Below are 15,945 nucleotides of genomic sequence, written 5' to 3'. Positions count from 1 at the left end.
GTATCATTCATGAGAAATCTCACTATCCATAAAAAAATAATCGCCGGTCTTTTACTGACCGGATGCACATTCACCTCCTGCCGTAAACTGGTGGAAATAGGTCCGCCGGTCAACCAGGTCGGCCTTGACCAGAGTTTCGAATCCGATGCGACTGCCAGCAGTGCGATACTGGGTATCTATAACTCCACTTCCCTGCGTGAAGCCATGTTTGCTATGACGGAAATGCCGGGCCTCTCAGCAAATGAGCTGCAGAACAATATTGCTTCTCCTGCTTTTGATGAGTTCAGGACGAATGCCATCACCATTACCAATAACAATATCGCCAGCTGGTTGTGGTACAACCAGTACTACAATATCGCACAGATCAATGCGATGATGGCCGGTATTGAAAGAAGCACGACACTGTCAACGGGTGTAAAGAACCAGTTGCTCGGTGAGACCAAAACATGGAGAGCCTTCCATTTATTCCACCTGGTGAACTACTTCGGCGATGTGCCGTTGCCACTCACCGACGATCCTATCGGCAACTCCACCTTAGCCAGAACACCAGCTTCACAGGTATGGGCCCGAATCATCACCGACCTGAAAGATGCCGTCGCATTGCTGAGTGATACCTATCCCAGCGTTTTAAGGAGCAGGGTGAACCGCCAGACCGCCAACGCATTACTGGCAAGGGCCTACCTGTATACCAAAGACTGGAAGAACGCAGAAGCCACTGCCAGCCTGGTGATCGGATCGGGTATCTATAGCCTCGGTGATGTGAACACCACATTTGTTAACACCAGCAATGAGATCATCTGGCAATTCGCTACGCTGACCGGTGTATCCATGTTCACCACCAACACCGATAACCGGGGTGGCAGCTTTGCCGCAGCCACCGGTACGGTGCCGGGTGTAACGCTGACTGATACACTGTACAATAGCATGGAAGAAGGTGACCTGCGTAAAGCCAACTGGGTAACACCGGCTACTATTTCCGGCACCAACTATAAACTGATCTCCAAGTACAAGATACGTGTACTCCCCTCCGGTACCACCACCGGTAACGAATACAACGTGGTATTACGACTGGCAGAACAATACCTCATCCGGGCGGAAGCACGTGCAGAACAGGATAACCTCGCCGGTGCGATCGCCGACGCGGATTCCATACGCAGAAGAGCAGGCCTGCCGATGCTGGATAACAACCTGTCCAGACCGAACGTCCTGCTGGCGATAGAAAATGAACGGAAAGCAGAACTCTTCGGCGAATGGGGCCACAGATGGTTTGACCTGAAGCGTAAACCCAGCACCGTGAGCCCTGCGGATAAAACCCGTGCGGACGATGTTGTAGGCGCTATGCGACCTGCGACCTGGAATAGTACAGACATCCTCTATCCTATTCCGGATGCACAACGTGTCGCTAACCCTGCATTAACACAAAATCTCGGATATTAAATCTGACCATTAAAACGGATCAACCCATGAGAAAAACAATTCCGGTATTATTAGGCGCTGTACTGGCTGCAGGCATACAGACGGCTACTGCCCAGAAAAAACCCGCAGCCGATACACTGGCCAAACATTACCAGGCACTCCTGAAAGGCAGCGATGCTGACAAGGCTATACTGACCAATGAGCTATACGCATTGCTGAAAACTAAAAAAGAAGAGAACTGGATCACGGCCGCCAATAACTTCTATCAGCTGAAAAAAGCGGATGTGGCTGACTCTGTACAGGTGGCAGCTGAGAAACGCTTCCCTGGCGGTATCGTAGCACGTGGTAAAGCCCTGCAGGTCGTCTACGACGAAAAAGATGCGGTGAAGAAAGAAGAACTGTTCCAGGTATGGATCAGGAAGTATCCACCTAAAAAGTTCGGCTCCGAGAGGATTATTTATGATTATGCCCGCAACGCCGTGGGTACCGCATATACAGACGCAGGTAATATTCCTAAAGCCCTTGAATATGCCAACAGCATAGAGTCCCCTTTCTGGAAAGGACAGGGTTGGGCAGGTACCGCCGAGCGCCTGATGAAACAGGGGCATTATGCAGAGGCGAAGGTCCTGCTGAAAAAAGCTGTAGATGATGCGGCTGCATTCAGGACCACCCGCAAAGATGAATTCGGTGCCAAATTTGCCGCCACAGGCTACCCGGGCTACCTGAGTTCCTACGTCGCCTGCCTGTTCCAGGAAAAACAGTATGACTCCGCACTGGTATACATCAAACTGGCAGAGAAAGCAGAAGATCCGGTAAGAGCTTCCGTAATAGAAATGTACGCGAAGATCCTGCTGAATAAAGGCGACTACGCTGCTGCCTACGAAAAGCTGAGCGGCATCGCTGCCCGTGGTCTGCTGAACCCAACCACCAAAGGCCAGCTCGAAGAAGCCTTTGGCAAGGTAAGAGGCGGTAACTTCCAGTCTTACCTGGATTCCCTGAAAGGGCACATGAATACGGCTATAGAAGAAGAAATGGCGAAGCAGATCATCAACATACCTGCTCCCGGCTTTACGCTGAAAGATGTAGACGGCAACACCGTGTCCCTGGCCGATTTCAAAGGCAAGACCATCGTACTGGACTTCTGGGCTACCTGGTGTGGACCATGTAAAGCATCCTTCCCTTCCATGAAAAAGGCGATGGAAAAATACAAGGACGATCCCAACGTGAAGTTCCTCTTTGTACATACATGGGAGAAAGAAGAAAATGCAACCGCGAATGCGAAGAAATATATCACCCAGAACAACTACCCTTTCCAGGTGCTGATGGACCTGAAAGACCCTAAAACAGGTGAAAACAAAGTAGTGAGCAGTTACGAGGTGAAAGGTATTCCGACCAAGTTCGTCATTGACAGGAACGGTAATATCCGCTTCCGCTTTACCGGATTCACAGCTGGCGAGGATGCAGCAGTAGGTGAAGTGGCCGCCATGATCAACCTGGCGAATAAATAATCGTCAGGCCATAAATGAAAAGACGGGGTGTCTGCTGATGAGCGGATACCCCGTCTTTTCATTTACACCCGGCTGACCTACAGAAAACCGTATTGTCCTGCCAGTTTAATAGCCGCTGCAACGCGGTTCACCCCGAATTTTTCCATCAGGACCTTCCGGTGATTTTCGACCGTATATGGGCTTATAAATAGCTTTTCTGCAATTCACTTACATGACTCAGGCAATTAAAATACCGGTATCCGGGTATTTTAATTCATCCGTTATGTTGTAATTTTGCCATATGTTTATGAGAATACCTTTCATGGTCTGTCTGTTACTCCTCGCTATTTTCTGTACCTCCTGCTTTGAGGTGATTGAAGATGTCAGTGTAAAGAAAGATGGTTCCGGCAATATGAAATTAACCCTGAATTTTAGTCAGAGCAAAACGAAGATCGCAGCCATCATGATGATGGACAGTATACGGGGACATAAAGTTCCCGGACGCAATGAGATAGAAGAGAGAATGCAGGAAGCTGTTGACAAGCTAAAGATGATGAAAGGCATCTCCAACGTGACACAGCAAACAGACTTCAATAACTTCGTTGCCACGATCAGCTTTGCGTTCAGAAACACCGCTGATATCAATAACCTCACGAAGAAACTACTGGAAGAATATGAAGTGAACAGCAATCTGGCCGCCTCTTACACTTACAGCCAGGAGAAAGCCACTTTCAGCAGGATCTATAAGAACTCCAGCGAAGTAAAAGAGCAATTCAGTAAATTAAAAGAAAGGGACAAAGAAATCTTACGCTCCGCCTCCTATATCAGCATATTCCGTTTTGACAATACTGTCGCCAGCTTCAGCAACCCGGCTGCCAAATTATCGAAGAATCAGCAGGCGGTAATGCAACGTATCCCCTTGTATGATCTGGCGAGCGGTAAAGCGGATATTTCCAATCAAATTCAATTATCCAAATAGCATGAAACGACTATTGTCATTGATAGCCCTGACCTCCTGTACTGGTCTGACCGCCATGGCACAGGATCTGGCCTATAAGATCCCCGAGAAAGCATTCAGTGTAGGCGCCATAAAAGGAAATCAGTTATTCCGGCTTGCATCAGTAAAAGAGATCAGCAACTCTGTACCCGGCCAAAAGCTGCTGGCGAAACTTTCAAAAGGACATCCCGCAGCCTATACCGGTCTGGAAGAACTTGGCTTCAACCTCTCCGCGAATACCTATTTCTACTATCACATGACAGATAGTATAGATTACACGACCTTAATCATACCCATTGCGGATAAAAACAAGGTGGAAAAGCTCCTGCTGAAATACCTTGCTCCTGTCAGTGAAGTGAACGGTGTCAAAACAATGATGGATGACCAGGATGGTGATAAGACAATAAAATCCTGGAATAATGAAATGCTTGTTCTCACCTCAGGTCATGCAAAAGCATCTTTCTTTTCTGATTCTGCTACCGCTGCAAGGTATGGTATTGACCCGGATGTTCGTCCGGTGTATGTAGAAGCGGATACTGCAGCTGTCACAGCGCCTTATGAAGATAGTGATGAGGTGCTCGTTGATAGCGCGGTTGCGCTCATCGACACTGCTTACGCGGTACCAGATATAATGGACGTACCAACGGCGGTACCGGATGATGCACCTCCTCCACCGATGCTTCCTGACAGTTACCAGGAAGACACGGAGGAACAAATGGAACACTATAAGCAACAAGACAAAAGAAAAGACAGCCTCTCTCAGGCGTGGCTCGTTGACTACTCCAGACTAGTGTTTGATAAAAAAGAAGGCAGCTCATCTATCCTGAACGTTCCCGGCTTTAAACGAGCTAACGATCCCGAGGCGGTGGCCTCCTTCTGGATGACCGACATCCAGCGCATGTATGCTTCCTTCCTGCCGTACTCCCTAATGAAATATGGCTACGGCATGAAAGGATACGGTACTGTCAACGCCAGACTGTATATGGACAAAGAACACATGCGGATGACCACTGAAATAGGGCTGGATGAAAATAAATCAGCTATCTATAACAAGATCTGCAACCATCAGCTGAACAAGAAATTCTTCAAATACATCAACAGTGACAGCCTGGTGGGCTTCATGAGCTACGCATACAACACCGAGGCCTACCTGAATGAAATACCGAAGATGTTCACTGGCATATATGCACGTTACGATGAGGAAATGATGATCGCCGGCGATATGATCTCCCTGCTGCTTGATGAGAAAGCGGTAGCCAAAGTGATTAAAGGTGATGCGCTGTTCCTGTTATCCGGCATCAGTGAAAAACAGGTCACTTACAGCAGCTACGTTTACGACCAGGAGACTTTTGAATATAAGGATACCGTCAGAACAAAAACGGAAACACTGCCTGACTTCCTGCTTATGTTCTCTTCTGATGATGCTTCCATGATAGAAAGATTACTGCAATACGCCATCAGAAAAGAGAAGGCGGTCCTCCAGGACGGCATCTACAGTTTTGAACAAACGAGAAAAATGCCTTTAAGCTTACACCTGCTGATCAAAGATGGTATCGTATTCATGGGTACTTCCAGAGACGAACTTACCCGGATACAAAATGGCACCTTTAAGGCAAATGTTACCAAAGAGCAGAGACAACTGCTGACCAAAAATAATTTCTCCCTGTTCTTCAATCCCAGGAACATGGGGCAGGTAATACCGACCAGCGAAGTGGGTGAAACGGCAGAAAGACTGCGTAAGCTGATGAATGGAGCAGGTAATGTGTACATGACATCGACAGGTATCAAAGATGGTTATATCGGTGTCGATATGACTGCGGATGTACCTAAAGAAAAGGAAAATGCCCTGAAATATTTCATGGAGATGATGGAAGAGATGAACGGATTGAAATAGTCCTATCTGCTGATATTTTTATGGTTATACCCCCGCAACAGTGATAGTTGCGGGGGTTTGTTTTACACTACAGCACGCCAGGAAAACAATACTTTAGTATTACAAAAAGCTAAAATAAAACCAGTAACTTAGCATACCTATACCTACAACTAAATTCTGCGGGATGATAAGTGCGCTTGATACCATCGAAAACAAACTTACTGCGTATTACCCTACGCCTGTCGACAAGTTATCGCTACGTCTGTTGTTACTGGACTTATGCGAATTCATTGCGACACACATCAGACCCAGATCACCAACACATGAGACCAGGGCATTAAGCCAGCAGTATATGAAAACGTTTAACCTCTACCTCTCAGTAAAGACCATGCAATCCGATGAAAGTATGGCCGGTGTAAAAGAGTCCGCTTTGATCAATATTCAGTTAATTCGATCGATCATTCATTACGATAGCAAATCATGCGGGTGAATATAGCTTTAACTACAAGCCTCAATTCTCCCAATTGCCGCTTTGTGAAATAGTACGCTTATCTATACAACGTTTATACGATCAACAAAAATTCGCCTTCTATCCTATTGACTTACCCGAAGCCCCTTCTTCAGATAATTATTATCCTTATACAAATCCATCATTTCTGCATCCCCTAAACCTGTCTGAACGACTGTAATACCGCCCGAATAATGTACGGGAACAGCGGACACTATTGCGCAATAAATAAACAGCGTATCCTTTCGTTGCTTATAATACACCGCATCAAGTCCATTATAGATATAATCAGCGGATTCGTCCGGAACAAACTTCTCATTTTTCTTCCCGCTGATAAATACGCGCTGATGATCTGCGCTGATACCCCAATTTTTGAAGTGAATAAAAGCCTTTCCACCGTCTACCGGCGAGTTAATCTCAATGATATTATGTGTGGTGAGATCATCTTGTCCCGGAATGAACAAAAGCGCGAGTAAAAATACGACAACAATAAAACTGCCTAATGTCGCCATGACATACTTAAATCCTTCCATTTCATTTGTTTTTCAACTATCCCGCCTTTTTCGGCCATCTTTCTCCTGTAAAATCACGGTATACAAATAGTACCCTACCTGTCGCCGAATAAGGCATCGTAATATTAGGATTTTTCGTTACAACTTCAATGTGTGCCTTATGAAGGTGCTCATTTAATTGAAACCGTCGCTCTCCACCATCCTCTCTCCGCCGTCCGACCGCCGTTTTGAGTCCGTATCTGTTCCGTCACCAAACTATCAGATAAAGCACACTTCAATATCCCTCTGATATTGAAGTACCCTGTAAATCCCGTTTTTATACACGACTGCATACATACTTCGTTACCATCTGCTACCTTTGTCAGACCTCAAAACAACCTATTATGGCAATTATCAAGGATAACATCCTCATGCAGTTCGTCCGGGGGACTATCGGCAGACAACTCACCATCTACGAAAGGAATGGGCAGATCATTATGGCGAAAAAACGCGGCCCATCCAGGAAGAAACCCACGCAAAAACAGCTGGAAGCAAGACATAAAATGATCATTGCGGCAGCGTTAGCCCAGTCAATGATAGCAGATCCTGCGGTGAAGGCCTATTATGCATCCATGGCGGGACCAGGGCAAAATGCCTATAATATGGCCGTGAAAGATGCCTACCGCTCTCCTGAAGTACAGAACATCCGGTTGGAAGAAACGGAGGTGATCGTCACAGCGAAAGATGAATTCCGCGTTGCGGCAGTGGAAATAAAGGTCGTAGATGCAGAAGGTGTGGTGACGGAAAGCGGCCGTGCAGCATTAGGCTGGAATGGAATAGACTGGCATTATAAAGCCAGGGCATTGCCTGCCGGAGGCAGGATCATTGTTACCGCGTCCGACCTGCCGGGCAGGGGTACGGTGAGGGAATTGCTGCTCGTCTGAAAAATAGCCGGCAAATTATACAGTGCATAAAAAAAGAGCGCCCGCCGAAGCGGAACGCTCTGTATAATTATTCATTGTTCTTTCCAATAGCTACATACCTGGGTTCAATACATCCAGTATAGGATGATCTATGCCCTGTAAGGTCTCCTGCTCCGGTTTCGTCAGCTCCATTACGGCAATATCATTCTTCCCGGCTTTCAGCCATTCCGCAGGCACGTAGATCGTCTGTTGCGGACCGACCTGCCAATACCTTCCCAGGTGATGACCGTTGATCCATACAGCGCCTTTACCCCAGTTACTGAGATCCAGCCAGGTATCGCCGGTTTTCTCCAGCGTGAAGGTACCCGTTCTGTATACCGGAACGTTCGCACCTGCTTTCACCACTCCCGTCTTCACCTGCGGCAGGTGATCAAACGGCAGCCCGTACTGTCGCCAGCCTTTCAACGCTTTATGATCGAAGAGTACCTTCTCTGTGATACCCTTGCGGTTAGACAACAGGTAAGGGCCGAAGTTGATACGTCCCAGGTTCTCTACCAGCAGGTCAAGCTTCACCTTTCCGGCGGGCAACTGCAACTCGATACTATCCAGTTTGGAGCGTCTGTCCAAAACGCCTACACGTTTTCCATTGACCATCACGATGCAATAGTCGCGGAGCTCTTTTAATTGTAACAAGCCTTTTCTGCCGCCCTGGAGCGTGGTGCTGTACAACACCCATCCGTAAGCCTGGTGGAGGTCTTCGAATGTACGCGGTGTTACGCTGCTCACCGGCTTAGGCAGTAGATCAAATACACTGTTGGCAGCCGTCAGTCTGATCTCAGGGATGGTGATCACGGGGCGCTTTGCCGGCACTTCCGGTAACACGGTACCTGCAGGCAGGTGTCGTGCTATTACCTGCCTGAACTGCATGAACTTCTCTGTGGCATTACCCGCTTCATCCAGTGGCGCGTCGTAATCGTAACTGCTGATCTGTGGTTCATACGGATCTTTGTCATTGGCATTCGCCCCGTTCATGAAACCACGGGTTGTGCCGCCATGGAACATATACATATTGATAGAGATGCCTGCCGCCAGTACGCTGTCCAGTTTACCCAGGTATTGCTGATACGGAACAGTATGATGTTTCGTACCCCACCAGTCAAACCAGGCAGGATACCATTCTGCTATGTAGTAAGGCCCTTTTCCGCCGTGATTTTCGTTGATCAGCTGTTTTACCTGTATGGGATCATCGACACCATTAATAGCGGGCAATAAGCCTGGTAAATGGCCGTTTTTAATCGCAGCCTTCGGATCACAGGTATATAACAGTCCATCAAAGCCCGCCTCTATGAACATCCTGCGGTTCACATCCAGGTAGTCTTTATCATCGGAGTAAGAGCCGTACTCGTTCTCTATCTGCACCATCAGGATGTTGCCACCATGTGTGACCAGTAAAGGCGACAGCTGTTTTCCCACGGCATTGATATAATTTTTGTAAGCCGCCAGGTACTGTGGCTCCTTGCTACGTACCTTCAGTCCCCTGATCTCCTGCAACCAGTATGGATAGCCACCAAACTCCCATTCCGCACATACATAGGGACTGGGTCTTAACACCACCCACAATCCTTCTTCTTTGGCCATCTTCACGAAAGCGGCAATATCATTATTGCCTGAGAATTCATACCTGCCCTGCTCCGGTTCATGTACATTCCAGAAAACATAGGTACCAATAGTGTTCAGTCCCATTGCCTTGGCCATTTTCATTCTGTCGCGCCAGCATTCCTTCGGCACACGCGGATAATGGATCTCTCCCGAGATCATCAGGAAAGGTTTACCATCCAGCAGAAAGGCTGTATCACCGAGGGCGAATGTATGCTGTTGTGCGAATGAAAATAAATGGGAAAAAACAATGAGGAGTGTAATAAAGCCAGTCTTTTTCATGCCGGTTCTTTTATGATTTGATACTACCTGTCACTGTTACCACCGCACGTGCAGGTATAATAATGTTATTGTCTGCCGGTAAGGGTCGGAGGTTCCCGGCAGCGGAAGTGATATAAGCGCGTGTATGGGTGAACGTACCTTTTTCACTGGCGGCAGCGATCTTCATCTCCCGCTGTGAATTATTCACGATCACAAGACACACCGTTTTATCTGTGTTCCTATACGCAGATACCAGCAGGGTGCTATCTCCCTGGATACCTGTTCTGATACGTTGTGCACCTGGTCTGATAAACCGGCTGTAGTTACCCATCGCCCACAACATCTTGCTATCACGGTATTCACCATCCGTCTTGTTCTTATCAATGTAGATCAGTCCATCCTTATAATCGTACGGAGAGATCGCCAGCCAGTATTGCCAGGCCCTGGCATTCGCTATGGTCAGATCGCGGTGGATCACGGTGGCCAGGTACAATGCGGCATCCATGCCATAGTCCCTTTTGTTACCGTTGATCTCACCGGCGTTATCGCCGAGGATACAATATTCGGACTGCCAGAAACCCAGTCCGGGCACGGCGGCAACGGCCTTCGCTACGGCTTCTCTTGTACTGACAGCCAGGGCTGCGGGAGAAGTGGTGAAATAACTATGCGCAGCAATGTTACGGCTTACGTTAGAAAGATGCCCGACATAATAAGGCGAAGATTTATCAAAAAAAGCTGAGACCTGTGTACCTTTTCCGGGTTTATCTGCCTCGCTGAACAGATAGTCCAGTTTACCGGCTTCCCCTACTAATATTTTTGTTTTGATCTTCTTCGACGTTAATGTCCTGCTTAGGCTCTTTGTAACACCGCTGATCTGCTCATTGTCATACGGACATCCTTCCTGTCCGCCATCACTCCAGTCCCACTGCGGTTCATTGATCGGGCTGATCACATCAAACTGTACACCTGTAAGTTGATGGATACCCCTGATAGCGGTAGCTATATATTCAGCCAGTGCGCCGTATTTATCCGCAGTGATATTACTCTTCCCGTTAAAGGCAAATGCTTTACCATTGAGGGTCAGGTGTACCGGCGGACTATTCAGAAAGCCCAGGAACTGACGGACGTTCCTTTTGTGTGCGGCCTGCAGGAACCACAGTTGTCCGGATTGCTGCTGCCAGTCAGTGGTCCTTCTCCATTCATCCCGTATGGCACTGCTGTCTCCCTGTTCCGCACTGCCGGCGCCAATATTATAGCGCCACATCGACAGGCCGATACCAATGGGCGACCCGGTAGTACTGGTATCTGTGCTGAATAGCCAGTCAGCCATGGTATTTTTCTTCTGCTCAGGCCAGTTGCCTGCAAACTGCACAGACCAGGCATCAGACGCACTGAAATTATCAATCGTCTGGTAAGTCGTACCCGGGTCGATGCTGATATGAACTGCGGTGGTCTGAGCCACCGCAGTCTTACATGTAAACACCATCAACACCGGTATAAAGAGTCTTCTCATGCTTAATATCCGGTGGTTTGTTCCAGTTTGTTATTAGTTGCTAAGATCTCTGATCTTGGGATAGGTAACCAGTTGTTCTTTTCTGCGAACAGGCGTCCGCTGAGGGCTTCTTTTCTGGTATACACCAACTGACCATTTGAGACAGTCACATCGATCCCATACGCAGGTACGTTCTCCGTCTGCATTGCAATGTTCCAGCGACGTACATCATAGTAACGATGCTCTTCGAATGCCAGTTCTACCTGACGTTCTCTCCGTATCACTGTACGCATCTGCTCTTTGGTCAGCCCTGCTGTAAGTACGGGCTGTTTCACGCTCTGGCGTTGTCTTACCTGATTAACAGCATCGTATACGGTAGCATCCGGACCGACTGCTTCATTCTGTGCTTCTGCATAGCTCAGCAGGATCTCTGCATAGCGCATGTAGATCCATGGCTGTAAACCTGCCACATCCCATGGGTTATCGATCGGGTTCCTGTCATCCATGAACTTACGCAGGTAGTAACCCGTTTTAGACGTATTCCAGTTGGAAGGACCATCTTTACTATCCTTTCCACCCGGTGTGTAGGTCTGTACGGTTGAGTTCCTGTAGGTAGCACCGTTATACAGAATGCTGGCATAGAAACGGGCGTCCCTGTTCACATATGGATTCGCCGCATCATAACCGGAAGTAGCATCCGTGATGGGTTTACCATTGTTCATTTCATAGGCATCCACCATGTTCTGCAGCGGTGTATTGCCTGCCCATCCGTTATAACCATTTGCACCATTCGCAATTTCAAGGCACACGTGGCGTGCACCGATCGCATACTGACGGGCGAAAATGATCTCATTATTGTTCACATCCAGGAACAACTTAGCATAGTCCGGTGCGATTGAATATTGATTGAGATCCATTACTGCTTTGGCAGCAGCAGCGGCATCTGCCCAGGAACCCACATTATACAGCGGACTTGCTGCGTACAGCAGCAGTCTTGCTTTCAACGCCATAGCAGCGCCCTTGATCGCTCTGCCTGACTCCCAGGAACCATCGTTCGCTGCCGGCAGTTGTGCAATAGCAGAATCCAGTTCAGCAACTGCATAGTCCATACATTCTTTCAGCGAAGAGCGGGTGTAATCCGCTTCTGTTGGTTTATCGTTCAGCTCATATACCTTATCACCTACCAGGATCACTTTACCATAGTTCCTGATCAGGTCATGATAGCGGAATGCACGGATGAAGTGCAGTTCTCCTCTCAGTCTGGTTCTCAGTCCTTCGCCCATCTGCACCTGCATGATATTGGCCAGTCCCCAGTTCACTTCCCTGATACTGCGGTAGCTTCTGCCCCACAGTGTACCAGCGATGCCGGTGTTCTCAGGCGCCAGCAAACCACGCTGGATCAGCCAGGTGTTATCATCGTTATTGTAAATTGCTTCGTCGCTCACGGAAGCCCACATGGCATATTCGAATCCCCTGCCGAAACCCGGATTGGTACCTTCCCCTTCCTTGTCCTGCAGTTTGATGCTCAGGTAACGGTTCAATACGAAATCATTGAAGAGAGAAGAATCCGCCAGGATCGCTGCGTCAGATACCCTGTCCGTCGGTACGATGTCCAGGTAATCTTTCTTACAGGAGGTAAAAGTGACGCCTGCGAAGGCTATTAAAGAATAAATAAAGTGCTTAGTTTTCATCGATGGAATTTTTACGGATTAAAATTTAACGTTCACGCCTGCATTCACGATACGCTGCTGCGGATAGAACTGGCCGCTGCCGCTGTTACCTTCCGGATCATAATCTTTCACTTTGGTAATGGTGAACAGGTTAAATGCGTTGGCGTAAATCCGCACGCCAGCAAGTTTCATTCTGGAAAGCAGGTTGCTGTTCAGGGTGTAGCCCAGTTCCACGTTCTTCAGACGTACGAAGGACGCATCATTCAGCCAGAAGTTGTTCTGATACAGGCCACCGTTCACAGAAGAAGAAGCTCTTTCATCCACTCTTGGATAGTTACCACCCATGTTGGTGGGGCTCCAGCGGTTGTCAGCCCAGCTGCTATAGAAGTTACCGATAGTACCGGATTCAGGTAATACATACTGGCTTACGCGTGTTTGTCCTGATACAACGATAGACAGGTCCACACCTTTATAGTCAGCGCTCATTACCACACCGTAGGTGATTTCCGGAATATTGCCATACTTGGATCTTACAGGGTCATTACCATCGATCTTGCCATCTTTGTTATAGTCCTCATAGATCAGGTCACCAGGCTTCGCACCGGTGATGTGAGGTGTCTTATTGATCTCTTCCTGTGACTGGAAGATACCGATGGCGTTATACAGCAGATAGGTGTTGAGCGGTCTGCCGGTGATGCGCTGGTAATCCAGTGCACCAGCTGGTTCATCCAGGAAGATGATCTTGCTCTTTGCATAGGTGATGTTACCATTGATGCTGTAGTGCAGACCACCTTTGGTTTGATTGTTATACCCCAGGGTTGCTTCCAGACCTTTGCTGTTCACTTTACCGATGTTCTCAAAAGGCACCAGTGACTGGCTACCATTCGGATTCACGATACCGGTCATCTGGGGGATAGAAGCATTTCTCAGTGCCAGGATGTTGGAACGTTTCTGCTGGAAATAGATGAACTCAAAGTTGAAATGCTTCAGGAACTGTGCATTGATACCGACGTCCAGTTTCTTAGCTGTTTCCCAGGTAATACCGGCATTACCCAGTTTGATCAGGTCAATACCGGGCTGTATAGCACCACCGAGTACATACTGGTTATTGAAAGAGTAGTTGTCATAATACTGGAACAGTCCCACGTTGTCATTACCCAGGGTACCATAGGAACCTCTTAGTTTCAGGTCATCGATAAAGCTCACCGACTTGAACCAGTCTTCCTGAGACACTCTCCATCCTGCAGATACAGATGGGAAGAAACCATACTGATTGCCTTTAGGGAAGGTAGAAGAACCATCTATACGCGCCTGTGCTTCCAGCAGGTATTTCTCCTGGTAGTTGTAAGCCAGCCGGCCGAAGTAACTTTTTCTGGTGAAATTGTAGCTGTTACCTGAGTTGCCCCTGTCGCCGGCAGCGGCACCACCCTGAGACAGTTCAGGTGTAGCGGGTGTCGGGAAGTTAATTCTGTAGGCACCCATACTATCCTGCGCGATCCTGCTCTGTTCATAGGCTACGAACGCACTGATATCATGCGGACCAAACTTCTTAACATAGTTCAGTTTGATGTTGGAAGTCACCTGTGAGCGGTTCAGCTGTCCCTGTGTAAGCGACGCTGCACCGGCAGAACCTCCGATGATATTTTTATTATAGGTATCAGTAGTTTTATTGTACTGATATACTGAGTAAGGTTTGCTGAATGATTTGGAGAAGCTCCAGGATTTATCCACGGAGAAGAAACCGTCCATTGACAGTCCATCTACACCCGGGATCAGATAGCTACCTTTGAGGATACCATTGAATACCTGTGTAGGGTTCCTGTTCACACCACCGATATCCGTCACCTGCAACACAGGGTTATTATTTTCGATACCAGCGGTTGGCAGTCCGTTCGGATAACGTGGCGCTACAGTCGGATAAGCGCGATAGATGGAGCGGAAGATATCACCGGCACCCGTTTGAGGATACAGACGGTCTTCCTGACGGCCGGAAAGGTAAATACCCACTTTCAGTCTCTTGGTCACATCTGCATCGATATTTGAGCGGAAGTTGTACTGATTGTATTCAGTAACCCCCTGCTTATAAATACCATTCTGTTTGATCATACCCAGGGAAGCGTAATACCTTACGTTGTCAGTACCACCACTTACAGAAAGGTTGTGCTGATTCTGCAACGCCACTTTCCTCAGCGTTTCTTTCTGCCAGTCGGTATTGGGATAGTTCAGCGGATCGGAACCATCTCTGAATTTCCGGATCTCATCGGCGGAATATACCTGGTTCATACCACCAGCCGGCGTACCATAATAACGGATCTCATTCACGATCTCCGCATAGGTAGCTGCATCTGCCATTTTAGGCAGTCTGGTAGGAGAAGAAAAACCCTGGTTGAAGCTGTAGCTGATAGCTGGTTTACCGGTCTTACCACGTTTGGTGGTTACCAGGATCACTCCGTTCGCTGCACGGCTACCATAAACAGCAGCGGATGCATCTTTCAGTACGCTGATACTCTCGATATCATTCGGGTCCAGCCTGTCCAGACCACCGATCTGTCCGGGTACACCATCTACCACGATCAGTACATCATTGTTACCCGGCGTCGCCAGCCCACGGACTGTCACGCTGGAGCCGTCATAACCCGGCTCACCGGACCTGTTATTGGTGATCACACCGGAAAAGCGTCCCGCCAGTGCATTGGATACGTTAGGCTGCGGGCTTTTAACGATGTCGGAACCTTTCACCACAGATATAGAACCGGTCAGGGTTGCCTTTTTCTGGGTACCGTAACCAACAACGACCACCTCATTGACATTCTGTGTGTTAGTGGAGAGGGTGATATTGATCGGCGCCCCTCCTTTTACAATAACTTCCTGTGGAGTATAGCCCATGTGATTGAAGATCAGGGTATCACCGTTGGCCACGGACAGTGTAAAGCGGCCCTGTTCATTTGTAAGTGTTCCCTGGTTAGTCCCCTTAACCCGGACACTTACCCCTGGTAATGCATCCTTTCCCTCAGTAACCCTTCCTGCAACGGACTGCTTCTGCGCATAAAGCCCAGGTGCCAGTGAGAGCAAAAAAAGGAGGATAAGGAGCCATTGCCGTAGTGAAGCTGACTTCACTATCATAGATAAGCATTTTTTCATAACGTACTTTCCTTTAAAATTGACTGATAG

The 15,945-nt window shown here is 48.1% G+C and carries 12 protein-coding genes; 6 read left to right on the top strand and 6 right to left on the bottom strand.

Annotated features, from left to right (window positions below; translation table 11 throughout):
• The first annotated feature begins 9 nt into the window (after positions 1–9).
• Positions 10–1,437, top strand: a complete 1,428-nt coding sequence (locus GWR21_RS02255; protein ID WP_162330158.1) for a RagB/SusD family nutrient uptake outer membrane protein — start codon at positions 10–12, stop codon at positions 1,435–1,437.
• A 26-nt stretch (positions 1,438–1,463) separates the two neighbouring features.
• Positions 1,464–2,924: a TlpA disulfide reductase family protein gene (locus GWR21_RS02250; RefSeq protein WP_162330157.1), complete on the top strand. Its 1,461-nt coding sequence runs from the start codon at positions 1,464–1,466 to the stop codon at positions 2,922–2,924.
• Between the two features lie 77 nt (positions 2,925–3,001).
• Here the strand turns inward: GWR21_RS02250 and GWR21_RS02245 are convergent, their stop codons facing one another.
• The gene (locus GWR21_RS02245) at positions 3,002–3,127 is read right to left on the bottom strand and encodes a LuxR C-terminal-related transcriptional regulator (protein WP_262888511.1); all 126 of its coding nucleotides are present in this window, start codon (positions 3,125–3,127) and stop codon (positions 3,002–3,004) included.
• An 83-nt stretch (positions 3,128–3,210) separates the two neighbouring features.
• On the opposite strand from GWR21_RS02245, the gene GWR21_RS02240 reads away from it, so the two are divergent.
• The 3 genes from GWR21_RS02240 (at position 3,211) to GWR21_RS02230 (ending at position 6,263) form a co-directional block, all read left to right on the top strand.
• Positions 3,211–3,882 carry a hypothetical protein gene (locus GWR21_RS02240; RefSeq protein ID WP_162330156.1) on the top strand — a complete coding sequence of 224 codons (672 nt, stop codon included), beginning with the start codon at positions 3,211–3,213 and terminating at the stop codon, positions 3,880–3,882.
• Between the two features lies 1 nt (position 3,883).
• Positions 3,884–5,794, top strand: a complete 1,911-nt coding sequence (locus tag GWR21_RS31315; protein WP_202929032.1) for a hypothetical protein — start codon at positions 3,884–3,886, stop codon at positions 5,792–5,794.
• Positions 5,795–5,957: 163 nt separating this feature from the next.
• Positions 5,958–6,263 carry a hypothetical protein gene (locus GWR21_RS02230; protein ID WP_162330155.1) on the top strand — a complete coding sequence of 102 codons (306 nt, stop codon included), beginning with the start codon at positions 5,958–5,960 and terminating at the stop codon, positions 6,261–6,263.
• Between the two features lie 104 nt (positions 6,264–6,367).
• Here the strand turns inward: GWR21_RS02230 and GWR21_RS02225 are convergent, their stop codons facing one another.
• Positions 6,368–6,814: a hypothetical protein gene (locus GWR21_RS02225; protein WP_162330154.1), complete on the bottom strand. Its 447-nt coding sequence runs from the start codon at positions 6,812–6,814 to the stop codon at positions 6,368–6,370.
• 362 nt (positions 6,815–7,176) lie between these two features.
• Between GWR21_RS02225 and GWR21_RS02220 the strand changes: the two genes are divergently transcribed.
• Entirely contained in the window at positions 7,177–7,716 is a 540-nt protein-coding gene (locus tag GWR21_RS02220; RefSeq protein WP_162330153.1) for a hypothetical protein, read from the top strand.
• Positions 7,717–7,806: 90 nt separating this feature from the next.
• Here the strand turns inward: GWR21_RS02220 and GWR21_RS02215 are convergent, their stop codons facing one another.
• From GWR21_RS02215 to GWR21_RS02200, 4 genes are read right to left on the bottom strand one after another with little or no spacing between them, the layout of a single operon-like run.
• Positions 7,807–9,633 carry a glycoside hydrolase family 35 protein gene (locus GWR21_RS02215; protein ID WP_162330152.1) on the bottom strand — a complete coding sequence of 609 codons (1,827 nt, stop codon included), beginning with the start codon at positions 9,631–9,633 and terminating at the stop codon, positions 7,807–7,809.
• Positions 9,634–9,643: 10 nt separating this feature from the next.
• On the bottom strand, positions 9,644–11,125 hold the full coding sequence (locus GWR21_RS02210) for a glycoside hydrolase (RefSeq protein WP_162330151.1): 1,482 nt from the start codon (positions 11,123–11,125) through the stop codon (positions 9,644–9,646).
• A 2-nt stretch (positions 11,126–11,127) separates the two neighbouring features.
• Positions 11,128–12,795, bottom strand: coding sequence for a RagB/SusD family nutrient uptake outer membrane protein (locus GWR21_RS02205; protein ID WP_162330150.1), 1,668 nt, complete (start codon positions 12,793–12,795; stop codon positions 11,128–11,130).
• Positions 12,796–12,813: 18 nt separating this feature from the next.
• Entirely contained in the window at positions 12,814–15,897 is a 3,084-nt protein-coding gene (locus GWR21_RS02200) for a SusC/RagA family TonB-linked outer membrane protein (RefSeq protein WP_238430139.1), read from the bottom strand.
• Positions 15,898–15,945 lie beyond the last annotated feature (48 nt).

This window comes from Chitinophaga agri, assembly GCF_010093065.1.
GTDB lineage: Bacteria > Bacteroidota > Bacteroidia > Chitinophagales > Chitinophagaceae > Chitinophaga > Chitinophaga agri.
The sequence above is the reverse complement of the archived record's forward strand: the minus strand, read 5'-3'. Positions and strand labels throughout refer to the sequence as shown.

Coding starts and splice junctions, on each gene's coding strand:
- GWR21_RS02215 (WP_162330152.1), bottom strand. CDS start 9,633: ATGAAAAAGACTGGCTTTATTACACTCCTCATTGTTTTTTCCCATTTA.
- GWR21_RS02225 (WP_162330154.1), bottom strand. CDS start 6,814: ATGGAAGGATTTAAGTATGTCATGGCGACATTAGGCAGTTTTATTGTT.
- GWR21_RS02230 (WP_162330155.1), top strand. CDS start 5,958: ATGATAAGTGCGCTTGATACCATCGAAAACAAACTTACTGCGTATTAC.
- GWR21_RS02200 (WP_238430139.1), bottom strand. CDS start 15,897: ATGATAGTGAAGTCAGCTTCACTACGGCAATGGCTCCTTATCCTCCTT.
- GWR21_RS02240 (WP_162330156.1), top strand. CDS start 3,211: ATGAGAATACCTTTCATGGTCTGTCTGTTACTCCTCGCTATTTTCTGT.
- GWR21_RS02220 (WP_162330153.1), top strand. CDS start 7,177: ATGGCAATTATCAAGGATAACATCCTCATGCAGTTCGTCCGGGGGACT.
- GWR21_RS02255 (WP_162330158.1), top strand. CDS start 10: ATGAGAAATCTCACTATCCATAAAAAAATAATCGCCGGTCTTTTACTG.
- GWR21_RS02250 (WP_162330157.1), top strand. CDS start 1,464: ATGAGAAAAACAATTCCGGTATTATTAGGCGCTGTACTGGCTGCAGGC.
- GWR21_RS02210 (WP_162330151.1), bottom strand. CDS start 11,125: ATGAGAAGACTCTTTATACCGGTGTTGATGGTGTTTACATGTAAGACT.
- GWR21_RS02205 (WP_162330150.1), bottom strand. CDS start 12,795: ATGAAAACTAAGCACTTTATTTATTCTTTAATAGCCTTCGCAGGCGTC.
- GWR21_RS31315 (WP_202929032.1), top strand. CDS start 3,884: ATGAAACGACTATTGTCATTGATAGCCCTGACCTCCTGTACTGGTCTG.